The organism is Ideonella azotifigens, assembly GCF_006519715.1.
GTDB lineage: Bacteria > Pseudomonadota > Gammaproteobacteria > Burkholderiales > Burkholderiaceae_C > Ideonella > Ideonella azotifigens.
In genome coordinates, this window is record NZ_VIDT01000037.1 from 1 (window position 1) to 19,029 (window position 19,029).

The 19,029-nt window shown below is 68.0% G+C and carries 17 protein-coding genes; 9 read left to right on the forward strand and 8 right to left on the reverse strand.

Translation table 11 applies throughout. The features are described 5' to 3' along the window. On the forward strand, positions 1–522 hold a 522-nt coding region (locus FKP22_RS04585; RefSeq protein WP_310733304.1), incomplete at its 5' end, for an RDD family protein. A 31-nt stretch (positions 523–553) separates the two neighbouring features. Further along, positions 554–1,153: an LOG family protein gene (locus FKP22_RS04590; RefSeq protein ID WP_141285630.1), complete on the forward strand. Its 600-nt coding sequence runs from the start codon at positions 554–556 to the stop codon at positions 1,151–1,153. Positions 1,154–1,186: 33 nt separating this feature from the next. Here the strand turns inward: FKP22_RS04590 and FKP22_RS04595 are convergent, their stop codons facing one another. Then, the gene (locus FKP22_RS04595) at positions 1,187–1,525 is read right to left on the reverse strand and encodes a P-II family nitrogen regulator (RefSeq protein ID WP_141285632.1); all 339 of its coding nucleotides are present in this window, start codon (positions 1,523–1,525) and stop codon (positions 1,187–1,189) included. A gap of 185 nt (positions 1,526–1,710) precedes the next feature. On the opposite strand from FKP22_RS04595, the gene FKP22_RS04600 reads away from it, so the two are divergent. Beyond that, positions 1,711–2,889: a GNAT family N-acetyltransferase gene (locus FKP22_RS04600; protein ID WP_141285634.1), complete on the forward strand. Its 1,179-nt coding sequence runs from the start codon at positions 1,711–1,713 to the stop codon at positions 2,887–2,889. Here the strand turns inward: FKP22_RS04600 and FKP22_RS04605 are convergent. The 4 genes from FKP22_RS04605 to ppa all read right to left on the reverse strand — a co-directional run bounded on the left by FKP22_RS04605 (position 2,858) and on the right by ppa (position 8,268). Next, positions 2,858–3,286 (reverse strand): low affinity iron permease family protein, encoded by a 429-nt coding sequence (locus FKP22_RS04605; protein ID WP_141285636.1) that lies wholly within the window; start codon positions 3,284–3,286, stop codon positions 2,858–2,860. The two genes, FKP22_RS04600 and FKP22_RS04605, sit on opposite strands and share 32 nt — an antisense overlap. A gap of 53 nt (positions 3,287–3,339) precedes the next feature. After that, the gene (locus FKP22_RS04610) at positions 3,340–4,671 is read right to left on the reverse strand and encodes a zinc-binding metallopeptidase family protein (RefSeq protein ID WP_375140558.1); all 1,332 of its coding nucleotides are present in this window, start codon (positions 4,669–4,671) and stop codon (positions 3,340–3,342) included. A gap of 95 nt (positions 4,672–4,766) precedes the next feature. Then, on the reverse strand, positions 4,767–7,559 hold the full coding sequence (locus FKP22_RS04615) for a M16 family metallopeptidase (RefSeq protein ID WP_141285639.1): 2,793 nt from the start codon (positions 7,557–7,559) through the stop codon (positions 4,767–4,769). A 169-nt stretch (positions 7,560–7,728) separates the two neighbouring features. Beyond that, positions 7,729–8,268, reverse strand: coding sequence for an inorganic diphosphatase (gene ppa, locus FKP22_RS04620; RefSeq protein ID WP_141285641.1), 540 nt, complete (start codon positions 8,266–8,268; stop codon positions 7,729–7,731). Between the two features lie 349 nt (positions 8,269–8,617). Between ppa and FKP22_RS04625 the strand changes: the two genes are divergently transcribed. The 5 genes from FKP22_RS04625 (at position 8,618) to FKP22_RS04645 (ending at position 15,098) form a co-directional block, all read left to right on the forward strand. Beyond that, entirely contained in the window at positions 8,618–10,663 is a 2,046-nt protein-coding gene (locus FKP22_RS04625) for a sodium-translocating pyrophosphatase (protein ID WP_141285643.1), read from the forward strand. A gap of 82 nt (positions 10,664–10,745) precedes the next feature. Next, on the forward strand, positions 10,746–11,546 hold the full coding sequence (gene aat, locus FKP22_RS04630; RefSeq protein WP_141285645.1) for a leucyl/phenylalanyl-tRNA--protein transferase: 801 nt from the start codon (positions 10,746–10,748) through the stop codon (positions 11,544–11,546). After that, a complete protein-coding gene (locus FKP22_RS04635) occupies positions 11,543–12,283 on the forward strand; it encodes an arginyltransferase (protein WP_141285647.1) in 741 nt (246 codons plus the stop codon). Before aat ends, FKP22_RS04635 begins: the two co-directional genes overlap by 4 nt. Positions 12,284–12,485: 202 nt before the next feature. Next, positions 12,486–13,250 (forward strand): head GIN domain-containing protein, encoded by a 765-nt coding sequence (locus FKP22_RS04640; protein WP_141285650.1) that lies wholly within the window; start codon positions 12,486–12,488, stop codon positions 13,248–13,250. Positions 13,251–13,358: 108 nt separating this feature from the next. Next, positions 13,359–15,098, forward strand: coding sequence for a DUF885 family protein (locus tag FKP22_RS04645; protein ID WP_141285652.1), 1,740 nt, complete (start codon positions 13,359–13,361; stop codon positions 15,096–15,098). A gap of 86 nt (positions 15,099–15,184) precedes the next feature. On the opposite strand, the gene FKP22_RS04650 is transcribed toward FKP22_RS04645, so the two are convergent. The 3 genes from FKP22_RS04650 to FKP22_RS04660 form a co-directional block, all read right to left on the reverse strand. Further along, positions 15,185–16,729 (reverse strand): methyl-accepting chemotaxis protein, encoded by a 1,545-nt coding sequence (locus FKP22_RS04650; protein ID WP_141285654.1) that lies wholly within the window; start codon positions 16,727–16,729, stop codon positions 15,185–15,187. Positions 16,730–16,952: 223 nt separating this feature from the next. After that, positions 16,953–17,402, reverse strand: coding sequence for a type II toxin-antitoxin system VapC family toxin (locus FKP22_RS04655; protein ID WP_141285656.1), 450 nt, complete (start codon positions 17,400–17,402; stop codon positions 16,953–16,955). After that, the gene (locus FKP22_RS04660; protein WP_141285658.1) at positions 17,399–17,734 is read right to left on the reverse strand and encodes a type II toxin-antitoxin system Phd/YefM family antitoxin; all 336 of its coding nucleotides are present in this window, start codon (positions 17,732–17,734) and stop codon (positions 17,399–17,401) included. Before FKP22_RS04660 ends, FKP22_RS04655 begins: the two co-directional genes overlap by 4 nt. Positions 17,735–18,051: 317 nt before the next feature. On the opposite strand from FKP22_RS04660, the gene FKP22_RS04665 reads away from it, so the two are divergent. Next, a partial coding sequence (locus FKP22_RS04665) for a hypothetical protein (protein WP_211361305.1) occupies positions 18,052–19,029 on the forward strand: 978 nt, incomplete at its 3' end.

Below are 19,029 nucleotides of genomic sequence, written 5' to 3' on the forward strand. Positions count from 1 at the left end.
CTGCAGACACCTTCGGTGATGCGCCGGCTGGCCGCCTTCACTTATGAAGGCGTGCTGCTGTTCGGCGTGCTGATGCTGGCGGGCTGGCTGTACTCGACCCTGACGCAGATGAAGGACGCCCGCATCGGCGTCACCGGGCTGCAGTTGTTCCTGCTGGTGGTGTTGGCCATCTACTTCGTCTGGTTCTGGAGCCATGGCGGCCAGACCGTGGCGATGCGGGCCTGGCACGTCCGGCTGGTCGACGGCCAGGGCCGTCCGGTCGGCCAAACCCGGGCGCTGGGACGTTTCGTGCTCGCCTGGTTGTGGTTTGCACCGGCCCTGGCCACGGCGCACTTCGCCGGGCTGCATGGCCCGGCCATCTTCGGCGTGCTGCTGGCCGGCGTGCTGGGCTATGCGGCACTTGCCCGGCTGCATCCGCAGCGCCAGTTCTGGCATGACGCGGTCTGCGGCACGCGGCTCATCACCTGGCGGCCCCAGCGGCCGGTCGCCAAGGCCGAGGCGACATCTTCTTCAACAGCCTGAGCAGCGGCGGCCCTGCGGTACGCTTGAGGCCATGACGACTGTCGCCACCCGCCCGTTTTCAGTTTGCGTCTACTGCGGCTCGCGCCACGGCAGTGACCCGGCGTTCACCGAAGCCGCCCGCACGCTGGGCCGCCTGATCGCCGAACGCGGCTGGCGGCTGGTCTATGGCGGCGGCCGCGTGGGCCTGATGGGCGAAGTGGCGGACGCCGCATTGGCGGCCGGCGGCTCGGTGCTGGGTGTCATCCCGCAGCGGCTGGAGGCGCGCGAGGTGGGCCACACGGGACTGACCGAACTGGTCGTCGTGCCCACCATGCATGCCCGCAAGCAGGCCATGGCAGAAGCGGCAGATGCCTTCATCGCGCTGCCCGGCGGCCTGGGCACGCTGGAAGAGTTGTTCGAAGTCTGGACCTGGCGCCACCTGGGCTACCACGACCAACCCATCGGCCTTTTGAACGTAGGCGGCTTCTACGACCTGCTGCTGGGCTTTCTTCAGCAGACCGAAGCCAGCGGCTTTGTCGATGCTGGCCAGCAGGCGCTGCTGCAGGTACAGGCCGATCCGCAGGCCCTGCTGAGTCAGATCGCCGCAGCCAGTGTCATCAGCACGCGGCGCGAAGACTTCAGCCGCATCTGAAACCTGCGCCAGCGGGGCGCGGCAGGCGCGGTGTCAGACCGCCGATTCGTCGGTCTCGCCGGTGCGGATGCGCACGACCTGCTCGATCGCCGTGACGAAGATCTTGCCGTCGCCGATCTTGCCGGTCTTGGCGGCCTTGACGATGGCCTCGATGCTGCGATCCACATCCACGTCCTTGACCACCACCTCGACCTTGACCTTGGGCAGGAAGTCGACCACGTACTCGGCGCCGCGGTACAGCTCGGTGTGGCCCTTCTGGCGGCCAAAACCCTTTACCTCGGTGACGGTCAGCCCCGACACGCCCACCTCGGCCAAGGCCTCCCGAACCTCTTCGAGCTTGAACGGTTTGATGATGGCGGTGATCTGCTTCATGACCTTCTCCATGGTGCCAACGCCGAATGGCGAATGCTGGGCTTGATTTAAGCATGGAACCCTGCGCGCAAGTCCGGCGGGTGACCCGCAGGGAATAGGACTTACGCCTAAGATCCGGCGCACATGTACTGGTTCTTCCCGCCCCAAGCCAGCCTGCGGAGGCACCCGCCCGAATGAGCGCCCGGATGAATGACTACACGCTGGCGATCCACACCGATCCCGCCGAGCTCGATGCCCCCGCCTGGGACGCCTTGCTGGCCCGCCAGGCCCAGCCCACGCCGTTCATGCGCCATGCCTACCTGGCAGCGCTGCAGCAGTCCGGCAGCGCCACCGAAGCCAGCGGCTGGGCGCCGCTGTGGCTGGGGCTGTCGCGTGGAGGCGAACTGGTCGGTGCCACCATCGCCTTCCTGAAGAGCCATTCGTATGGCGAGTACGTCTTCGACTGGGCCTGGGCCGACGCCTACCAGCGCCACGGGCTGGACTACTACCCCAAGCTGCTGACGGCCGTGCCCTTCACCCCCGTGCCCGGCAGCCGGCTGCTGGCGGCCGACGCACCGGCACGCAAGGCGCTGCTGGCCGCATTGCGCCAGCTGGCCGAAGCGCAGCAGCTGTCCTCCGCCCATTTGCTGTTCCTGGACGCAGACGAACAGGCCGCCGCCCGCGCCGCCGGCTGGATGCTGCGCAGCGGCGTGCAGTTCCACTGGGAAAACCGCGTCGGGCCAGACGGGCCGTTTGCCGACTTCGCCGAATTCCTGGCCAGCCTGCAGCGCGAGAAGCGCAAGAAGATCCAGCAGGAGCGCCGCCGCGTGGCCGAGGCGGGCGTCTCGTTCCGCACGCTGGAAGGCGCGCAGATCACCGAAGCCGACTGGGACTTCTTCTACCGCTGCTACCAGCAGACCTACGCCGAGCACCACTCCACGCCCTACCTGACGCGCGACTTCTTCCGCCGCATGGCCACGACCATGTCGTCGCACTGGCTGCTGTTCATCGCCGAGCGCGAAGGCCAGCCGATTGCCGCGTCGCTGCTGGCCATCGACCGCGCCAGCCGCAGCGCCTGGGGCCGCTACTGGGGCGCGGCGGTGCATGTGCCGCAGCTGCACTTCGAGGCCTGCTACTACCAGCCGCTGCAGTGGTGCATTGCCCAGGGCTTTGCGCGCTTCGAGGGCGGCGCGCAGGGCGAACACAAGATGGCACGCGGCCTGCTGCCGGTGGCCACCGCCTCGGCGCACTGGCTGGCGCACCCTCAATTCTCAGCGGCGGTGGAAGACTTCCTGGCCCGTGAGACCGAAGGCATGGGCGCCTACATGGACGAGTTGCGCGAGCGCGACCCGTTCAAGGCTCCTCGTCCAGTTGCTCCTGAATGATCTCGGCGCTGTCCTTGCCGGCTTGCACGCCGCGGCGCGCCTTCTGCGCCAGCAGGATGTAGGTCTCGCGCAGCCGGTCCAGCTCGGCCTCGTCCAGCTGTTCCAGGTCGATCATCGCGTTGTTGGCCTCCTTGACGGCGCGGATCAGCTCGTCGAGCTTGATCTGCATCGCCTCGCCGTCGCGGTTCTGCGTGTTCTGAATCAGGAACACCATCAGGAAGGTGACGATGGTGGTGCTGGTGTTGATGATCAGCTGCCAGGTGTCGCTGAAGCCGAACATCGGCCCGCACAAGGCCCAAAGCACGATGATCGTGACAGCGCCGACAAAAGTCAGCGGCTGGCCGGCTGCCCGCGAAGTCTTGTTGGCGAAGTGCTGGAAGACGGTGGAGAGGCTCATGGCAATGCATGCGCTGCAAGCAGCGCCCAGGTGAACAACAGGAAGGGGCGGGCTCAGCCTGCAAGTGCTGCTTGCGGCCGCGCCCCGATTGTCGCGGCCGGCACAGCCGCCGCAGGCGCAGGCGCCGGCGGCGGCGGCTCGCCACCCTGCACCACCAGGTGGATGAATTGCAGCTTGGCCACGGCCAGGTGCGGCAGCACGAAGGGGTAGAAGTCGTGCTGGCCCATGCTGCGCGACATCTCGTTGATCACCGCTGTCAGCTCCACCCACGCATTCAGGAAGCCGAGGAAAGCCTCGGCCCCCGGATGCGCTGGCTGCCACAGCGACTCCTGCGTCCACGGGTCGGCTTCCAGCTCGACCTCGTCGGCGTCGATGCCGAAGCTCAAAGCGGTGTCCACCGTGTCCACCATGTGCAGGTAGTGGGCCCAGGTCTCGGCCCAGTCCTCCCACGGATGGGTGCTGGCATAAGCGCTGACAAAGCGCTGCGGCCAGTCCGCCGGCGGACCTTGCTCGTAGTTGGCCTTCAGCGCGGCCGTGTAGTCCAGCCGCTCGTCGCCGAACAGTGCGCGAAAGTGCGGCAGCCAGCCGCTGCCGTCCACCAGCAGGTCCCAGTAGTAATGGCCGATCTCGTGGCGGAAGTGACCCAGCAGCGTGCGGTAAGGCTCGCGCATCTCGGCACGCACCTGCTCGCGCCGCACGTCGTCGGCTTCCTCGATGTTCAGCGTGATCACGCCGTGGTCATGCCCGGTCATCACCGGCGGACCGTCCGGCGCGCGGCCCAGGAAGTCGAAGGCAATGCCGCGGTCCGGATCCTCGGTCTTGGGCACCACCGGCAGGCCAAGCGCGATCAGCTGCGAGACCAGGCGCCGCTTGGCCAGTTCCACATGCGCCCAGCGCCCCTGGTTTTCCGGCTGAGACAGGTCGGGAATCGTGCGGTTCAGCCGGCATGCGGCGCACATCATCGGCGGTGGCACCTGGGGTTCGGCGTCGGCGGATTCGGCTTCGGGATGCGCGACGACAGGCAACGCAGGCGCAAGTTCCTGCGCGGCACCTGGCGACGCTTCGGCCGCAGGCGACGCCTGCATCGGCAGCAACCAGTTGCAGCCCGCGGCCGAGCGGAAGTTGGCGCAGCGCCGGTACAGCGTGGACTGTTCGTCGACGCCAAAGCGGCGCCAGGCGATGCCGTCTTCCGTCAGCGCCAGCGGCAGCACCTGCGCGCAGGCCGGGTCATAGCCCAGCGGGGTGTGGCAGTACAGGCACTCGCTGTTGCGGAAAAAGACCGGCCGGCCGCATTGGCAGCGGTAGGCGCGCCGGGTGGTTGGCCGCTTGAACGGCTTCCAGGCGTTTTTCAGCCTGTCGGTCATGCTGTCGAAATGCGTGGCCATGGTGGTGCTCCTCATCACGAGGATGCTGCCCGCTGCCGGCCACGCGTCTTGTCAGCCGCCGCCGCTTTCTGGCGGCGGCCGACGGCGCCTCGTCCTCACTGGCCCTTGAAGTCCCCGGCCACGCCGAGCAAGAGGCGTTCGGCCTGAACATGGCGGCGCCAGACCTCGCTGACCTGCGCGGCCGTGACGCCGGCAATCGCCTTGTCCAGCGCCTCGGACTGGGCCTGGGTGCGGCCCAGGTAGAGATTGCTGGCCAGGCCGGCTGCCAGTGCGCCATCCTGGGCACGCGCCAGGCGGCGCGCGTTCAGCAGGCCTTGCTGGGCCTGGGCCACCTCGGCGGCGCTGAAGCCCTCGGCCAGCGCGCGGTCGAACTCCTGCTTGAAGGCGGCCTCCACCTTGGCGCGGTTCTGCGGCGCAAAGATCGCAAAGCCGTAGAAGGTCGAGTTGGCGTTCAGCGGGTCCAGCGCCAGACCGCTGCCCACGCTGTAGCTCAGCCCTTCGGCCTCACGGATGTGCTTCCACAGCCGCGAGTTGCCGCCCTGGCCGAAGATGAAGTTGGCCACGCGCAGCGCTGCTTCATCGGCATCGCCGTCCTTGACCGGCAGCGACAGCAAGGCGTAGAGCGAAGCGTTCTGCTTGTCCGGCGTCTCGAAGACCATGCGCTCGCCCTTGCGCGGCACCAGCGGGTCCGGCACGCGCTGGAAGGCCTGCTGCGCCTGCCAGCCGCCCAGCGCCTTCTCCAGCGCCGCCTTCACCGCAACCTCGTCCATCGCGCCGACCGCGGCGAACTCGGCGTTGCCCGCGCCAACGAAACGCTGGTGGAAGGCCTTCACCTGCGCCAGCGTCAGCGCGCGCAGGTCTTCGGCCTGCTCGTCGAAGCTCTCGCTGTAGCGCACGTCGCCCCGCGGATACGGGTTGCCGCGGCGCGACAGCTCGGTGCTGAGGATGGCCTGCGGCTCCTTGCGCTGGGTTTCCAGGCTGGCCAGGCTTTGCTGGCGCAGCTCCTCCAGCGCCGCGGCCGGGAAGGCCGGCTGGCGCAACAGCTCGCCCATCAGCGCGATCACCGCGGGCAGGTTGTCCTTGGGCGAGACGATGCGCGCCTGCAACCGGGTCGGCCCGCCGCTGAAGGCCAGCTCGGCCTTCAGCGCGGTCAGGCGGTCCTGGATCTGCTGGCGGCTCAGCGTGGCGCTGCCCTTGTCCAGCAGCGCGGCCATCATCTCGGCCGCGTCGGACTGGCCCTTCAACGAGGCCTCGTCGCCCAGGTGCAGCGCCAGCGTGGCGTTGACCAGATCACCGCGCGTGCCCTTGGGCAGCAGCGCGAGCTTCAGGCCGGGGGCGATCTGGCTGTAGTGCGTGCGGGCCTCGATGTTGGCCGGCGTGGCGTCAAAGGCCTCGGCCTGCGGCAGCTCGGCCACCGGGTGGTAGTCCTTGAACTGGTCCGCCACGGCAACGGCCTGCGGCGCCGGCGGGCGCTGCGGGTGATCGTCGGGCAGGTAAATGCCCAGCGTCCGGTTGTCGCGCAGCAGGCGCTGGGCGCCCACGCGGTTGATGTCCGCCAGCGTCACCGCCTTGATGCGGTCGCGCTGCAGGAAGAACATGCGCCAATCGCCCAGCGCCACGCTTTCCGACAAGGCCACGCCCACGCTCTCCGGGTTCGCAAAGCGCAGCTCCCAGCTCTTCAGCCAGCGGCCGCGGGCACGCTCCAGTTCTTCTGCGGTGACGGGTTCCGTGCCCACCGATTCCAGCGTCGCCAGCAGCTTGTCACGTGTCGGCTCCCAGGCCTGGCCGGGCGAGAGCTTGGCCTGGAACTCGATGAAGCCCGGGTCGAACAGCTGGGCCATGTCGAACTCCACCGCTGCAGCCAGGCCGGTCGTCACCAGGCGCTGGTGCAGCCGGCCGCCGGGCACGTCGCCCATCACCGAGCCCAGCAGCGTCATGGCCGCGCTGTCCGGGTGCGCGCCGGGCATCACCGGGTAGGCCGCATTCAGAAGCGGCGTGCCGCCCTGGCGGCGCAGCACCACGCTGCGCTCGCCTTCCTGCACCGGGTCCAGCGTATACAGCTTGGGCAGCACCCGCGTCGGCTTGGGCGTCTTGGCAAAAGCCTGCTGTATCCAGGCCAAGGTTTGCTTGGCGTCGAACTTGCCGGCGACGATCAGCGTCGCGTTGTCCGGCTGGTAGTACTGGCGATAGAAGGCCTGCAGGCGGGGAATGTCGACGTTCTCCACGTCCGTCCGGGCGCCAATCGTGCTCTTGCCGTAGTTGTGCCACTCGTACATGGCGGACACCACCTTCTGCTCCAGGATGCTGGACGGATCGTTCTCGCTGCGCTCCATCTCGTTGCGCACCACCGTCATTTCGGTGTCCAGGTCCTTGCGGGCGATGAAGCTGTTGACCATCGCGTCGGCCTGCCAGTCCAGGAACCAGCGCAGCGTGTCGTCATTGGCGGTGAAGCTGGCGAAGTAGTTGGTGCGGTCCAGCCAGGTGCTGCCATTGGCCCGCAGCCCGCGCTTGCTGAACTCGGCCCACACGGCGGGGTGCGTCGGCGTGCCCTTGAACATCAGGTGTTCCAGCAAATGCGCCATGCCGGTCTCGCCGTAGTTCTCCTGGCGCGAGCCGACGTGGTAGGTCAGGTTCACCGTGGTGGTCGGCTTGGCATCGTCGGGTGCCAGCAGCACCTGCAAGCCGTTGGGCAGGCGGAATTCGGTGATGCCTTCGACCTTGGTCACAGGGACCAGTGGCCCGGCGACCGCAGCGGCGACCGCGGCCTTGGGGGCCGGTGCAGGCGCCGCCGCCTGAGCGCCGGTCGCAGCCAGCAAGGTGACACAGGCCCAGGCCAGGGCCGAAGGTGCGAAGGAACGCAGTGAACGCAGGGAAAGGCGACGCGACATCGACAGGAATCTCCAGATGCAGGCAGGGCAGCGCGCTGCGGACACGAAAAAGCCGCCTCGGGGGCGGCTCTGTCTGCTGTGCCCACGCCTGCCTGCCGCGGTTGGCGGCCGACGGGCATGCGCGCCCGAAGCGGGCGACGTTAACTCAGCTTGGTAAAGGCCTCGGGCATCAGGCCTTCTGGCTGTCCGCCCATTGCTTCTGGCCGTGCACGATCTCGGCCTTGGCGGCTTCCGGGCCTTCCCAGCCCTGGACCTTCACCCACTTGTTCGGTTCCAGGTCCTTGTAGTGCTCGAAGAAGTGCTGGATGGCCTTCAGGCGCATCTGGTTGATGTCCTCCGGCTTTTGCCAGTGGGTGTAGATCGGCAGCACCTTGTCGATGGGCACGGCCAGCAGCTTGGCGTCGCCGCCGGCTTCGTCTTCCATCTTCAGCACGCCGATGGGCCGGCAGGTGACGACCACGCCAGGCGTCAGCGGGTACGGGGTGATGACCAGCACGTCCACCGGGTCGCCGTCGTCCGACAGCGTCTGCGGCACATAGCCGTAGTTGCACGGGTAGTGCATCGCGGTGGTCATGAAGCGGTCGACAAAGATCGCGCCGGTTTCCTTGTCCACTTCGTACTTGATCGGGTCGGCATTCATCGGGATCTCGATGATCACGTTGAACTGGTCGGGCGCCTTGGCACCAGCGGTCACTTTCTGCAGGCTCATGATTTGTCTCGAAGGGAGTGGGGAAATTCGGCGGTTGAAGCAGTGCCCAACGCTCGGCGGGATAACCCGTATTCTAAGGAGCCGACTTGCCCGCCCCTGACGGACACCGGCTTTCGCAGGCGCTGGGTACCACCGCAGGTAAACACCATGCCGGCCCGCCGCCCTTCCCCTTAGCATCGCCCGGCGACCCGGGATGTGTCCCGACGCGGGCCTCGGACCCGGGCGCAGATCCTCAATGTTGGTGCGTGCCCCCAGGGCCGGGCTACGCCCAGCCCGCCCCCCGCGGGGGGGGTCAGAAAACTTGGGGCGGCCCGGCGTTTTCTTGGTCTGAGAGCGGAAGGAGACTTGGATGTCCAACACCGTGGCGCTTCACATAGCGCTGGCCTGTGGCCTGCTGGCCGTGATCTACGGGTTTGTCCAGCGAGGCTGGATTCTCAGACAGGACGCCGGCAACCCGCGCATGCAGGAGATCGCCGCCGCGGTGCAGCAAGGTGCTGCCGCCTACCTGGCAAGGCAGTACAAGACGATTGCCGTCGTCGGCGTGGTGCTGGCCATCCTGATCGCCATCTTCCTCGGGCCGCTTACAGCGGGCGGCTTCGTCGTCGGCGCGGTGCTCTCGGGCGCCTGCGGCTTCATCGGCATGAATGTCTCGGTGCGGGCCAACGTGCGCACCGCGCAGGCCGCCACGCTGGGCATCGGCCCGGCCCTCAAAGTCGCCTTCCGCGGCGGCGCCATCACCGGCATGCTGGTGGTCGGCCTGGGGCTGCTGGGCGTGGGCATCTTCCTGATGGTCATCACCGGCAACCTGAGCACCGCCCCGGATGTGCTCAGCGCAACGCTCAAGCCCTTGCTTGGCCTGGCCTTCGGCTCCTCGCTGATCTCCATCTTCGCGCGGCTGGGCGGCGGCATCTTCACCAAGGGCGCGGACGTGGGCGCCGACCTGGTCGGCAAGGTCGAGGCCGGCATCCCGGAGGACGACCCGCGCAACCCGGCGGTGATCGCCGACAACGTGGGTGACAACGTCGGCGACTGCGCCGGCATGGCCGCCGACCTGTTCGAGACCTACGCAGTGACGCTGATCGCCACCATGTCGCTGGGCGCGCTGGTGGTGGCCACGGCCCCGATGGCCGCTGTCGTCTACCCGCTGCTGCTGGGCGGCGTGTCCATCGTTGCCTCCATCATCGGCTGCAGCGTGGTCAAGGCCTCGCCCGGCATGAAGAACGTGATGCCGGCGCTGTACCGCGGGCTGGCCGTGGCCGGCATCCTGTCGCTGGTGGCGTTCTACTTCGTCACCACCATGTTCATGCCGGCCGACGCGCTGGGCGCCAACACCCACATGCGCCTGTTCGGCGCCTGCGCGGTGGGCCTGGTGCTGACCGCCGCGCTGGTCTGGATCACCGAGTTCTACACCGGCACGCAGTACAAGCCGGTACAGCACATCGCGCAAGCCTCCACCACCGGCCACGGCACCAACATCATTGCCGGCCTGGGCGTGTCCATGCGCTCCACCGCCTGGCCGGTATTCTTCGTCTGCCTGGCCATCCTGTTCGCCTACCAGTTGGCGGGGCTGTACGGCATTGCCACCGCCGCAACCTCCATGCTGAGCATGGCCGGCATCGTCGTCGCGCTGGACGCCTACGGCCCGATCACCGACAACGCCGGCGGCATTGCCGAGATGGCCGACATGCCCGAAAGCGTGCGCGCGGTGACCGACCCGCTGGACGCCGTGGGCAACACCACCAAGGCCGTCACCAAGGGCTACGCCATCGGCTCGGCCGGCCTGGCCGCGCTGGTGCTGTTCGCCGACTACACCCACTCGCTGGAAGGCCGCGGCCTGCATGTCAGCTTCGACCTCAGCGACCCGCGGGTCATCGTCGGCCTGTTCATCGGCGGGCTGATTCCCTACCTGTTCGGCGCGATGGCCATGGAAGCCGTGGGCCGCGCAGCGGGTGCGGTGGTCGTCGAGGTGCGGCGGCAGTTCAAGGAGATCAAGGGCATCATGGAAGGCACGGCCAAGCCGGAATACGGCCGCGCGGTGGACATGCTGACCACCGCGGCGATCAAGGAAATGATCGTGCCTTCGCTGCTGCCGGTGGTCGTGCCGGTGGTCGTTGGCATGGCGCTGGGCCCGGCCGCCCTGGGCGGGCTGCTGATGGGCACCATCGTCACCGGCCTGTTCGTCGCCATTTCGATGTGCACCGGCGGCGGCGCCTGGGACAACGCCAAGAAGTACATCGAGGACGGCCACCATGGCGGCAAAGGCAGCGAAGCGCACAAGGCGGCCGTCACCGGCGACACCGTGGGCGACCCGTACAAGGACACCGCCGGCCCGGCCATCAACCCGCTGATCAAGATCATCAACATCGTCGCACTGTTGATCGTCCCGTTACTTTGATCTCCGTGATGAGTGCCTGACATCACGCCAGGCCCGTCCCTGGGCGCGACGCCGGCCCCGGTCGGCGCTATCCTGGGCGCCGATGCAGATCACCTGGCTGACCGACGACATGCCGTTTCCTTCCACCGCGCGAGCGCTGGGGGAAGACAGCGACGCCCCTGGCCTCTTGGCCGCGGGCGGCGGGCTGTCGCCGGAGCGGCTGTGCGAGGCCTACCGTCACGGCATCTTTCCCTGGTATGCCCCCGGCCAGCCGGTGCTGTGGTGGAGCACCAGCCCGCGCATGGTGCTGCCGGCGGCAGAGTTCAAGCTTTCGCGCTCACTGCGCAAGACGCTGCAGCGCTTTGTCACCACGCCGGGTTGCGAAATCCGTTTCGACCATGACTTCCGAGCGGTCATACAGGCCTGCGCGACCACTCCGCGAGACGGCCAGCCCGGCACCTGGATCGTGCCCGAGATGATAGAGGCCTACATCCGGCTGCACCGCCTGGGCGTGGCCCACAGCGTCGAGACCTGGATCGACGGCCGGCTGGTCGGCGGGCTCTACTGCCTGAACCTGGGCCGCATGGTGTACGGCGAATCGATGTTTGCCCACCGCACCGACGCTTCCAAGATCGCGCTGGCCGCGCTGGTCGCCTTCTGCCGCGCCGAGCAGGTTCGCCTGATCGACTGCCAGCAGGACACCAGCCACCTGGCCAGCCTGGGCGCGCGGCCGGTGCCGCGGGCCGAGTTCGAAGCCCATCTCGCCGCCACCGTGGCGGCACCCGAGCCGCCGCGCTGGGCCTATGATCCGCAGCATTGGCGCCTGCTGGGACTGGCCGAACCGTCGGCCAGGGAGCCGTCGCCCCCCTCCGGCCTCGCCGCGCCTGCCTCTCCCGCACCGTGACGCATCCGAAAGAGCTCCCGTTCACGTCGCTGCAGTTCTATGCAACGGCACCTTACGACTGCAGCTACCTGCCCGACCGGCAGGCCCGCTCGCAGGTGGCCACCCCCGGCCACCTGATCCACGCCGAGACCTACTCCGCGCTGGTCGCCAACGGCTTCCGGCGCAGCGGCCTGTTCACCTACCGGCCCTACTGCGACAGTTGCCGCGCCTGCCAGCCCATGCGCGTGCCGGTGGCCAGCTTCGTTCCCACGCGCAGCCAGCGCCGCGCCTGGGCGCGCCACGGCCACCTGCAAAGCCGGGTGCTGCGGCTGGGTTTCGTGGCCGAGCACTACGAGCTGTACCTGCGCTACCAGGCCGGCCGGCACGCCGGTGGCGGCATGGACCAGGACAGCGTGGACCAGTACACCCAGTTCCTGCTGCAGAGCCGCGTCAACTCGCGCATGATCGAATTCCGCGAGCCCAACCTCGACGGCAAGGGCCCCGGCCTGCTGCGCATGGTCTCCATCGTCGACATCCTGTCCGACGGCCTGTCGGCCGTCTACACCTTCTACGATCCGGATGAGAAAGCCAGCTACGGCACCTATGGCGTGATGTGGCAGATCGAGCAGACCAGGCAGCTCAAGCTGCGCCATGTCTACCTGGGCTACTGGATCGCCGAGAGCCCGAAGATGGCCTACAAGGTGCAGTTCAAGCCCTACCAGCTGCTGCAGGACGGCGTCTGGCAGGACGCGGACTGACTCGCACGGGCCGGGCGCCGCAACCGGTGCCGTGCAGGCCGCCGTGCAGTTCGTCATCGCCATGCCACGCTTCGTCCCCCGGCACCGGCGGCCTGTCGCAAGCCGGTCCGGCGCTCGCCGGCGTCACCTAGCATGCCGGGCATCGCAGCGGCACGGCCTGTGCCGCCGCGCACCATCCACGTCTTGATGAAGGGCCCACCCCATGACCTCCCGCCGCTTCCTGCTTTCGCTTTCCGCCGCGACCGCTGCAGGCCTGCCACTGTCGCTGTTGGCACCCGCCACCGCGCACGCCATCGACATCAGCTTCGGCAACAGCACCAAGGTCCAGGGCTCGGGCAAGATGGTCGATGAAGTGCGCAACGTCGGCGGCTTCACCCGGCTGCGGCTGGAAGGCAGCATGAACGTGGTCGCCAAGCCTGGCGCGAGCCAGAAGGTCACCGTGCATGCGGACGACAACATCCTGCCGCTGATCGTCACCTCGGTGGAAGGCGACACGCTGGTCCTGACCTACAAGCCCCACACCAGCATCAGCACCAACGGCGTGACCCGCATCACCGTCGAGTTCACCCAGCTCACCGCTGTGGACTCCCGCGGCAGCGGCGACGTCAGCATCGAAGCCATCAAGGGCGACAAGTTCCAACTCAACCTGGCCGGCTCCGGCGACGTGAAGCTGCGCAATGCCGAGCTCGGCAAGCTGAGCACCAACCTCGCGGGCTCGGGTGACGTTTCACTGCAAGGCCGCGCCGCGGACTTCGACGTCAACATCGCCGGCTCCGGCGACGTCAACGCCCTCGACCTGCAAGCCCGCAACGTCAAGGCCAACATCGCCGGCAGCGGCGACGCCCGCGTCAACGCCAGCGACACGCTGAACGGCCAGATCGTCGGCTCCGGCGACATCAGCTACACCGGCAACCCCAAGGTCAGCCGCAGCGTGGTGGGTTCGGGCGAAGTTCGCCCGGCAAAGTAGGCAATGCCCATGAGACGGCCCCGGGCGCTGGGCTGACTCATCTCGCGGCAGGCGCGGGCGCCGCGGCTTCGGCTATCGTGCGCGGCGCATCTCCACTGTGCTCACGCCATGCCGAACCTTTCCGCGTCCCCTTCCTGGCTGCTCGCTGCAGCGCTTTCCGCTTTCGCGGCTGCCCCGGTCCACGCGAGGCCTGCCGATTCGGCGCCCGCAGCCGCAACGGTAGTCGCCGCGCCGCGCATCAGCAAGATCCAGATCCCCGGCGACCCGCGCTTTGTTGCCGTCGCCCGCGACGTGCTGCTGGTGCAGGCCGCCTACACGCCGGACTTCGCGTCCCAGTCCGGCCTGGTCGACGACGCCTTGCGCCTGCCCTCCTTCGCGCCGCAACACATCGCGGCGCTGACCAAGCGCCTGCGAGCGGACATGGCCCGGCTGCGCGCCCTGCCCTGGCGTCAGTGGCCGGTGGACCAGCAGATCGACCTGCGCTGGGTGTATGCCAATGCCGAGCGCATGGACCGCGAGCTCAACGTCGAGCGCCTGTACCTGCACCGCCCGGGCGCCTGGCTGGAAACCACGGCCAACAGCTACCTGGCCATCCTCACCTACGCACCAGGCCGCAGCGATGCGCTGAGCGCCATCGCCGGGCAAATCCCCGCGCTGGTCCGCGAAATGAGCGCGCTGTGCCGGCCCACGCAGGTGGACGCCGAGGTTGCCCAAGGCCTGCTGGACGGGATGATCGCCATGCTGAAGGCCAGGCCAGTGCCACAGGGCGACGCGGCCATCGCCGCGCTCAGCGCCTACCGCCGCGAACTGGAACGCAGCCACCTCGACCAGCCCTATGCCGTCATTGGGGCCGAGAACTACGCCTGGCGCCTGAAGCACGCCAGCCTGCTGCCCTGGGACCCGGCCGCGCTGCTGGCACTGGCCGAGCAGAAGCTGGCCACGGCCGACGCAGAGATGGCCAAGCTCAAGCCGCAGTTGCCACCGCCCGGGCCGCTGCCGCCCGAGCTGAAGCAGCAGGCCACCGCGCTCAACCAGGCCGCCATCCTGGCGCTGCACGACCAGATCCAGCTGCAGAACCTGGCCGCGATTCAGGCGGCCGGCTTTGTCACCGTGCCGGCGGGCGTGGGCCCCGTGCGCACCCGCGTCACACCTGACGCGATGGTGCCGCTGACCGGCGATGGCGGCAGCATGAACCCGCCGCCGCCCTTCATCGACGACACGGTCGGCTGGTGGAACATCGGCCACTTCAACCCCGCCATGTCGCAGGAAGAGCGCGAGCGCAATGTGCGCGGCCTGGTGCTGTTCAAGGAGACCGGCATGGGGCCGTATGCGGTACACGAAGGCGTGCCCGGCCATCACCTGCAGCTCAGCATCGCCCGGCTGAACCCGAATCCGCTGCGCAACCTGTTCCAGGATGCCGTGCAGAACGAAGGCTGGGCCTTGTATGCCGAGCAGGAAATGTGGGAGCAAGGCGGCCTGGGCAACTCGCTGGCCGCGCAATACAACGTGCTGCGCAGCGACCGCTTCCGCATCCGCCGCGTGGTCTACGACGTCAACATCGAAACCGGCAAATGGCCGCTGCAGCAAGGCGCCGACTGGAAGGACGAAGCCCAGCCCGGCAAGGGCGAGATCGACCCCGAGCTCAAGCGCAGCGTCAACTGGCCAGCGCAGCTGATCTGCTACTTCGCCGGCAAGCAGCAGATCCTGGCGCTAAAGGCCGACTACAAGAAAAAGCTCGGCGCGCAGTACTCCGAGCGCCGTTTCCACGACGAACTGCTGGCCATGGGCTCCATTCCCTACGTCTTCGCCCGCACCAAGATGCTGGGCGAGCCGGTGCCCGGCTTCTGACCGGAAAGCAAAACGGGCCGGGGCAGTTCAACTGCCACCCGGCCCGCTGAGCGCCATGCAACATGCGCTCTGTGGAAACAAGCCGCTCAGCGCAGCTTGAACTGAGCGACCACGCCGGCCAGGCTGCCGGCCTGCTCGCGCAGGCTTTCGGCGGCCGCGGCCGACTGTTCCACCAGCGCCGCGTTCTGCTGCGTCATCTGGTCCAGCTGCGTCACCGAGGTGTTGACCTGGCCAATGCCCTCGCTCTGCTCGCGCGCGGCGGCGGTGATCTCGCCAATGATGTCGGTCACCCGCTTCACGCTGGCGACGATGTCGTTCATCGTGCTGCCCGCGTCCTGCACCAGGCGCGAACCGGCTTCCACCCGGTCCACGCTGCTGCCGATCAAGGCCTTGATCTCGCGCGCCGCCTCGGCCGAGCGCTGCGCCAGCGAACGCACTTCGCTCGCCACCACTGCAAAACCGCGGCCCTGCTCACCGGCACGCGCAGCCTCCACCGCGGCATTCAGCGCCAGGATGTTGGTCTGGAAGGCAATGCCATCGATGGTGCCGATGATGTCGGCAATCTTGCGCGAGCTGTGCTGGATCTCGTCCATGGTGGACACCACCTGCGCCACGACCGCGCCACCGCGCTGGGCCACTTCGGCGGCGGACGTGGCGAGCTGGTTGGCCGTGTAGGCCGACTCGGCCGACTGCTTCACCGTGCCGGTCAGCTGTTCCATCGAGCTGGCCGTCTGCTGCAGGTTGGAAGCCGTCTGCTCGGTGCGCATGCTCAGGTCGGCATTGCCGGTGGCAATCTCGGTCGACGCCGTGCCGATGCTGTCGGTCGACGCCCGCACATTGCCCACCACCCGCGCCAGCTCGCCGTTCATGTGCTGCAGCGCGCGCATCAGTTCACCGAATTCGTCGCCACGGCGGTCATCGATCTGCTGCGTCAGGTCGCCCGCCGCAATCGCCTGAGACACCTCGATGGCGCGCCGCAGCGGCAGCCGGATCGAGCCCACCAGCCGGTGGATCGCAAACAGCGACAGCAGGCCCACCACCAGGGCGCCAATGCTGCCTTCCACGACGATGCGCCGCTGGACGGCATCCGCATCCGCCAGCGCCTGCTCGCCCTTCTTGCGCTGCAGGTCCACGAACTGCTCGATGCTGGCCAGGTAGGTCAGCGTTGCCGGCGCGTACTCGGCCTTGAGCATCGCGGCAACGCCTTCCTTGTCGCCCGCAGCGCCCAGGTCACCGGTCTTCTTGCTTGCCGCCACCAGCGCCTTGCCGTTGGCGCCAATCGTCTTCAGCAAAGCCTGGTCTTCCGGCGTCTGCGCCTGCTTGGCCAGGCCTTCGCGCAGCTTGGCGATGCGCGGTGCGTCATTCGCCAGGTTGTCCTTGAACAGCTCACGCAAGGCCGGGTCACCACTCACCGAAACAGCCATGCCCCGCGCCACCGCTGCCTCGGTCAAGCCCTTCCACAGCACCGACTTGGCGATCATGTCGTGGGTGTCGGCCAGCGCCGCCACGGAAGCCCGCCGCACCTGCTCGGCGCGCCAAAGCGTCAGCCCCGCAATCGACAGCACGGCCACCAGCAGCAGCAGAATCGTCGCCCACAACTTGCGCGACACGGAGACATTGTTCAAGTTCATCGCCTACATCCTTGTTTGGTACCGCACGGCACACAGCCGTCGGCATGCCGGGTATCGACATTGCACCGTGCCGCTGCATGGGTCCAAACCCCGACAAGCGAGGCTAAATCCGCACATCTGCGAAGCCTGGCGCGTCGTGCGACGACCGAGACACGGGGTTCGTCAACAAGGGGACGGAAACGGCTGCTACATCACCTTCACGTGACGCGCATTTCCCGACGGATCAGTTGCTGAACCAGTTCACCCAGCGCAGGCCCGGCACATCGGCGAAGTCCTTGGCGTTGCGGGTGACCAGCGTGCAGCCCTGCGCAATGGCCACAGATGCGATCTGCGCGTCTGCAAACGGCAGCACCCTGCCACGGGCCGCGCTTTCAGCGCGCAGCTGTGCATGGATCATGGCTGCCGCCTCGTCGTACGGCAGCTTGGGCAGCGTGCCGCAGACCCGTTGCAGAAAGGCCAGCAGCCTGGCCTTGCGCGCACCTTCCGGCAAGCGCAGCAAGCCGTAGTTCAGTTCATGCCAGACAGGTGCCGGCAGCGCCAGCTCCGATTGGTGTTGCTGGAACAGTCGCTCGACCTGCGGCTCCGGATGAGACCGGGCCAGTTCCGAGATGACGTTGGCATCGAGCAGCCAAAGAATGGCTGGGGACGGCTCACGGCTCAGCGCCACAGTCATGCGCCTTCGGCCTTGCCCAAGCCCGCGTCAGCCGGCCATTCGAATGGTGCACGGCCACCGTTCTCGTCCGCCTCGCGAAGATTCGCAAACGGGTCGTCCGCATGATCTTGCTGAGCGAGCTCGGCTGCGTGTTCACTGCGCCACGCCTGCAGCGCTGCCCAGGGGCCCGGCGCGACGTCACCAGTGGTCAGCCGGCGGTACTGCGCCACCGACATCAAGACCCCGGCCGGCTCACCCCGCCGCGAGATGTAGATCGGCTCCTCGCGCACCTCCAGCTCACGCAAGGTTTCGGCCAGATGTGCGCGAATTTCGCTGTAGGGAATGCTGTCCATCGGGCGCTCTCCTGAATACGTACAACTCAATTGTACAACTCAAGGCAAAGGCGCTTTCCCGCCCGTGATCCTCACAATCGCGGCGCCAACGCCAAGATGTTCCCTCGCTGTCCTTGGAGCAGGCCGCCCTCGCGCCGCCCGCGGTAGGGGCACCTTGAGAGCTGCGTTCGCCTGGTATGTTGCAGTCCTCCGCCCGTCCACCAGGCCTGGGACGGGCCTACCCGGCCGCTGTCCCTCAGAAGGAGGATTGCCCGCGGGCGACCGGCGGACCACCATCGCCCCGCTGCGCGGCTGTCCCGCGCCGGGAGAACCGCCCCATGTCCACACCATTGACCCACGGCCAGCGCATTGGCCTGGCCAGCCTGATCTACGCCGTGCTGGTGGCCTGCATGATGGCGGTGGTCTGGAAGAGCGGGTTGCAGCCCGGCCAGGCGAAGCCCCGCGTCAACGAGATGCTGTCGTTCGAGCGGCTGCCGTCGCCCTCGTGCGACGAGATCGAGACCGGCAAGCTGGTGCTGAAGGTCGAAGGCATGGACACCGGCCTGCGCGCGGTTGGCTGCCAGGACGGGCCCAAGCCCGTCGCCACCTTCTGGTTCCACCACGGCGACAACAAGCTGCCCGCCGAAGCTGACCAGGCCGTGTGGACCGTGATCCTCGGCCAGCCGCTGAGCGCAGTGAAAGACGGCCGCACGCTGGGCTACGAGCTGGTGCAGACCAACGAGGACGGCAAGACCGCCCACCTCTCGCCCCGCGGCCGGCAATTCAGCTTCGCCATCTTCGCCTGGTGGTCGCCCGTGGCCTTCGCCATCGTGGCCTACGTCTGGGCGCTGCTGATCTACCTTGCCCGCTTCTCCGCCCTGCTGCGGGACGGCGCGGTGCCCAGCACGCCGCTGGCCAGCCGCACCTTCAGCCTGGCCAAGACACAGATGGCCTGGTGGTTCGCCATCGTCTTCGCGTCCTTCGTGTTCCTCTGGCTGGTGACCGGCGAGATGCCGGTGATCAGCGGCCAGGCGCTTTCACTGATGGGCATCTCCAGCGCCACCACGCTGGCCTCGGTCGGCGTCTCGGCCGACCGCAAGGCCGACGCCGGCAACTCCGGCGTGTTCTTCCATGACTTGCTGAGCGACGCCAACGGCCTGACCATCCACCGGCTGCAGATGCTGGTGATGACGGTCGCCCTGGGCCTGATGTTCCTGATCCACGTTGGCACCCGGCTGACCATGCCGGAGCTGGACCCGTCCATCCTCACGCTGATGGGCCTGAGCGCCGGCACCTACGTGGGCCTGAAACTGCCG

Excerpts from the sequence above, each read along its gene's own strand:
- FKP22_RS04600 (WP_141285634.1), top strand. The coding sequence starts at position 1,711 with ATGAATGACTACACGCTGGCGATCCACACCGATCCCGCCGAGCTCGAT.
- FKP22_RS04625 (WP_141285643.1), top strand. The coding sequence starts at position 8,618 with ATGTCCAACACCGTGGCGCTTCACATAGCGCTGGCCTGTGGCCTGCTG.
- FKP22_RS04645 (WP_141285652.1), top strand. The coding sequence starts at position 13,359 with ATGCCGAACCTTTCCGCGTCCCCTTCCTGGCTGCTCGCTGCAGCGCTT.
- FKP22_RS04610 (WP_375140558.1), bottom strand. The coding sequence starts at position 4,671 with ATGGCCACGCATTTCGACAGCATGACCGACAGGCTGAAAAACGCCTGG.
- FKP22_RS04655 (WP_141285656.1), bottom strand. The coding sequence starts at position 17,402 with ATGACTGTGGCGCTGAGCCGTGAGCCGTCCCCAGCCATTCTTTGGCTG.
- FKP22_RS04605 (WP_141285636.1), bottom strand. The coding sequence starts at position 3,286 with ATGAGCCTCTCCACCGTCTTCCAGCACTTCGCCAACAAGACTTCGCGG.
- FKP22_RS04595 (WP_141285632.1), bottom strand. The coding sequence starts at position 1,525 with ATGAAGCAGATCACCGCCATCATCAAACCGTTCAAGCTCGAAGAGGTT.
- aat (WP_141285645.1), top strand. The coding sequence starts at position 10,746 with ATGCAGATCACCTGGCTGACCGACGACATGCCGTTTCCTTCCACCGCG.
- ppa (WP_141285641.1), bottom strand. The coding sequence starts at position 8,268 with ATGAGCCTGCAGAAAGTGACCGCTGGTGCCAAGGCGCCCGACCAGTTC.
- FKP22_RS04615 (WP_141285639.1), bottom strand. The coding sequence starts at position 7,559 with ATGTCGCGTCGCCTTTCCCTGCGTTCACTGCGTTCCTTCGCACCTTCG.
- FKP22_RS04640 (WP_141285650.1), top strand. The coding sequence starts at position 12,486 with ATGACCTCCCGCCGCTTCCTGCTTTCGCTTTCCGCCGCGACCGCTGCA.
- FKP22_RS04590 (WP_141285630.1), top strand. The coding sequence starts at position 554 with ATGACGACTGTCGCCACCCGCCCGTTTTCAGTTTGCGTCTACTGCGGC.
- FKP22_RS04660 (WP_141285658.1), bottom strand. The coding sequence starts at position 17,734 with ATGGACAGCATTCCCTACAGCGAAATTCGCGCACATCTGGCCGAAACC.
- FKP22_RS04650 (WP_141285654.1), bottom strand. The coding sequence starts at position 16,729 with ATGAACTTGAACAATGTCTCCGTGTCGCGCAAGTTGTGGGCGACGATT.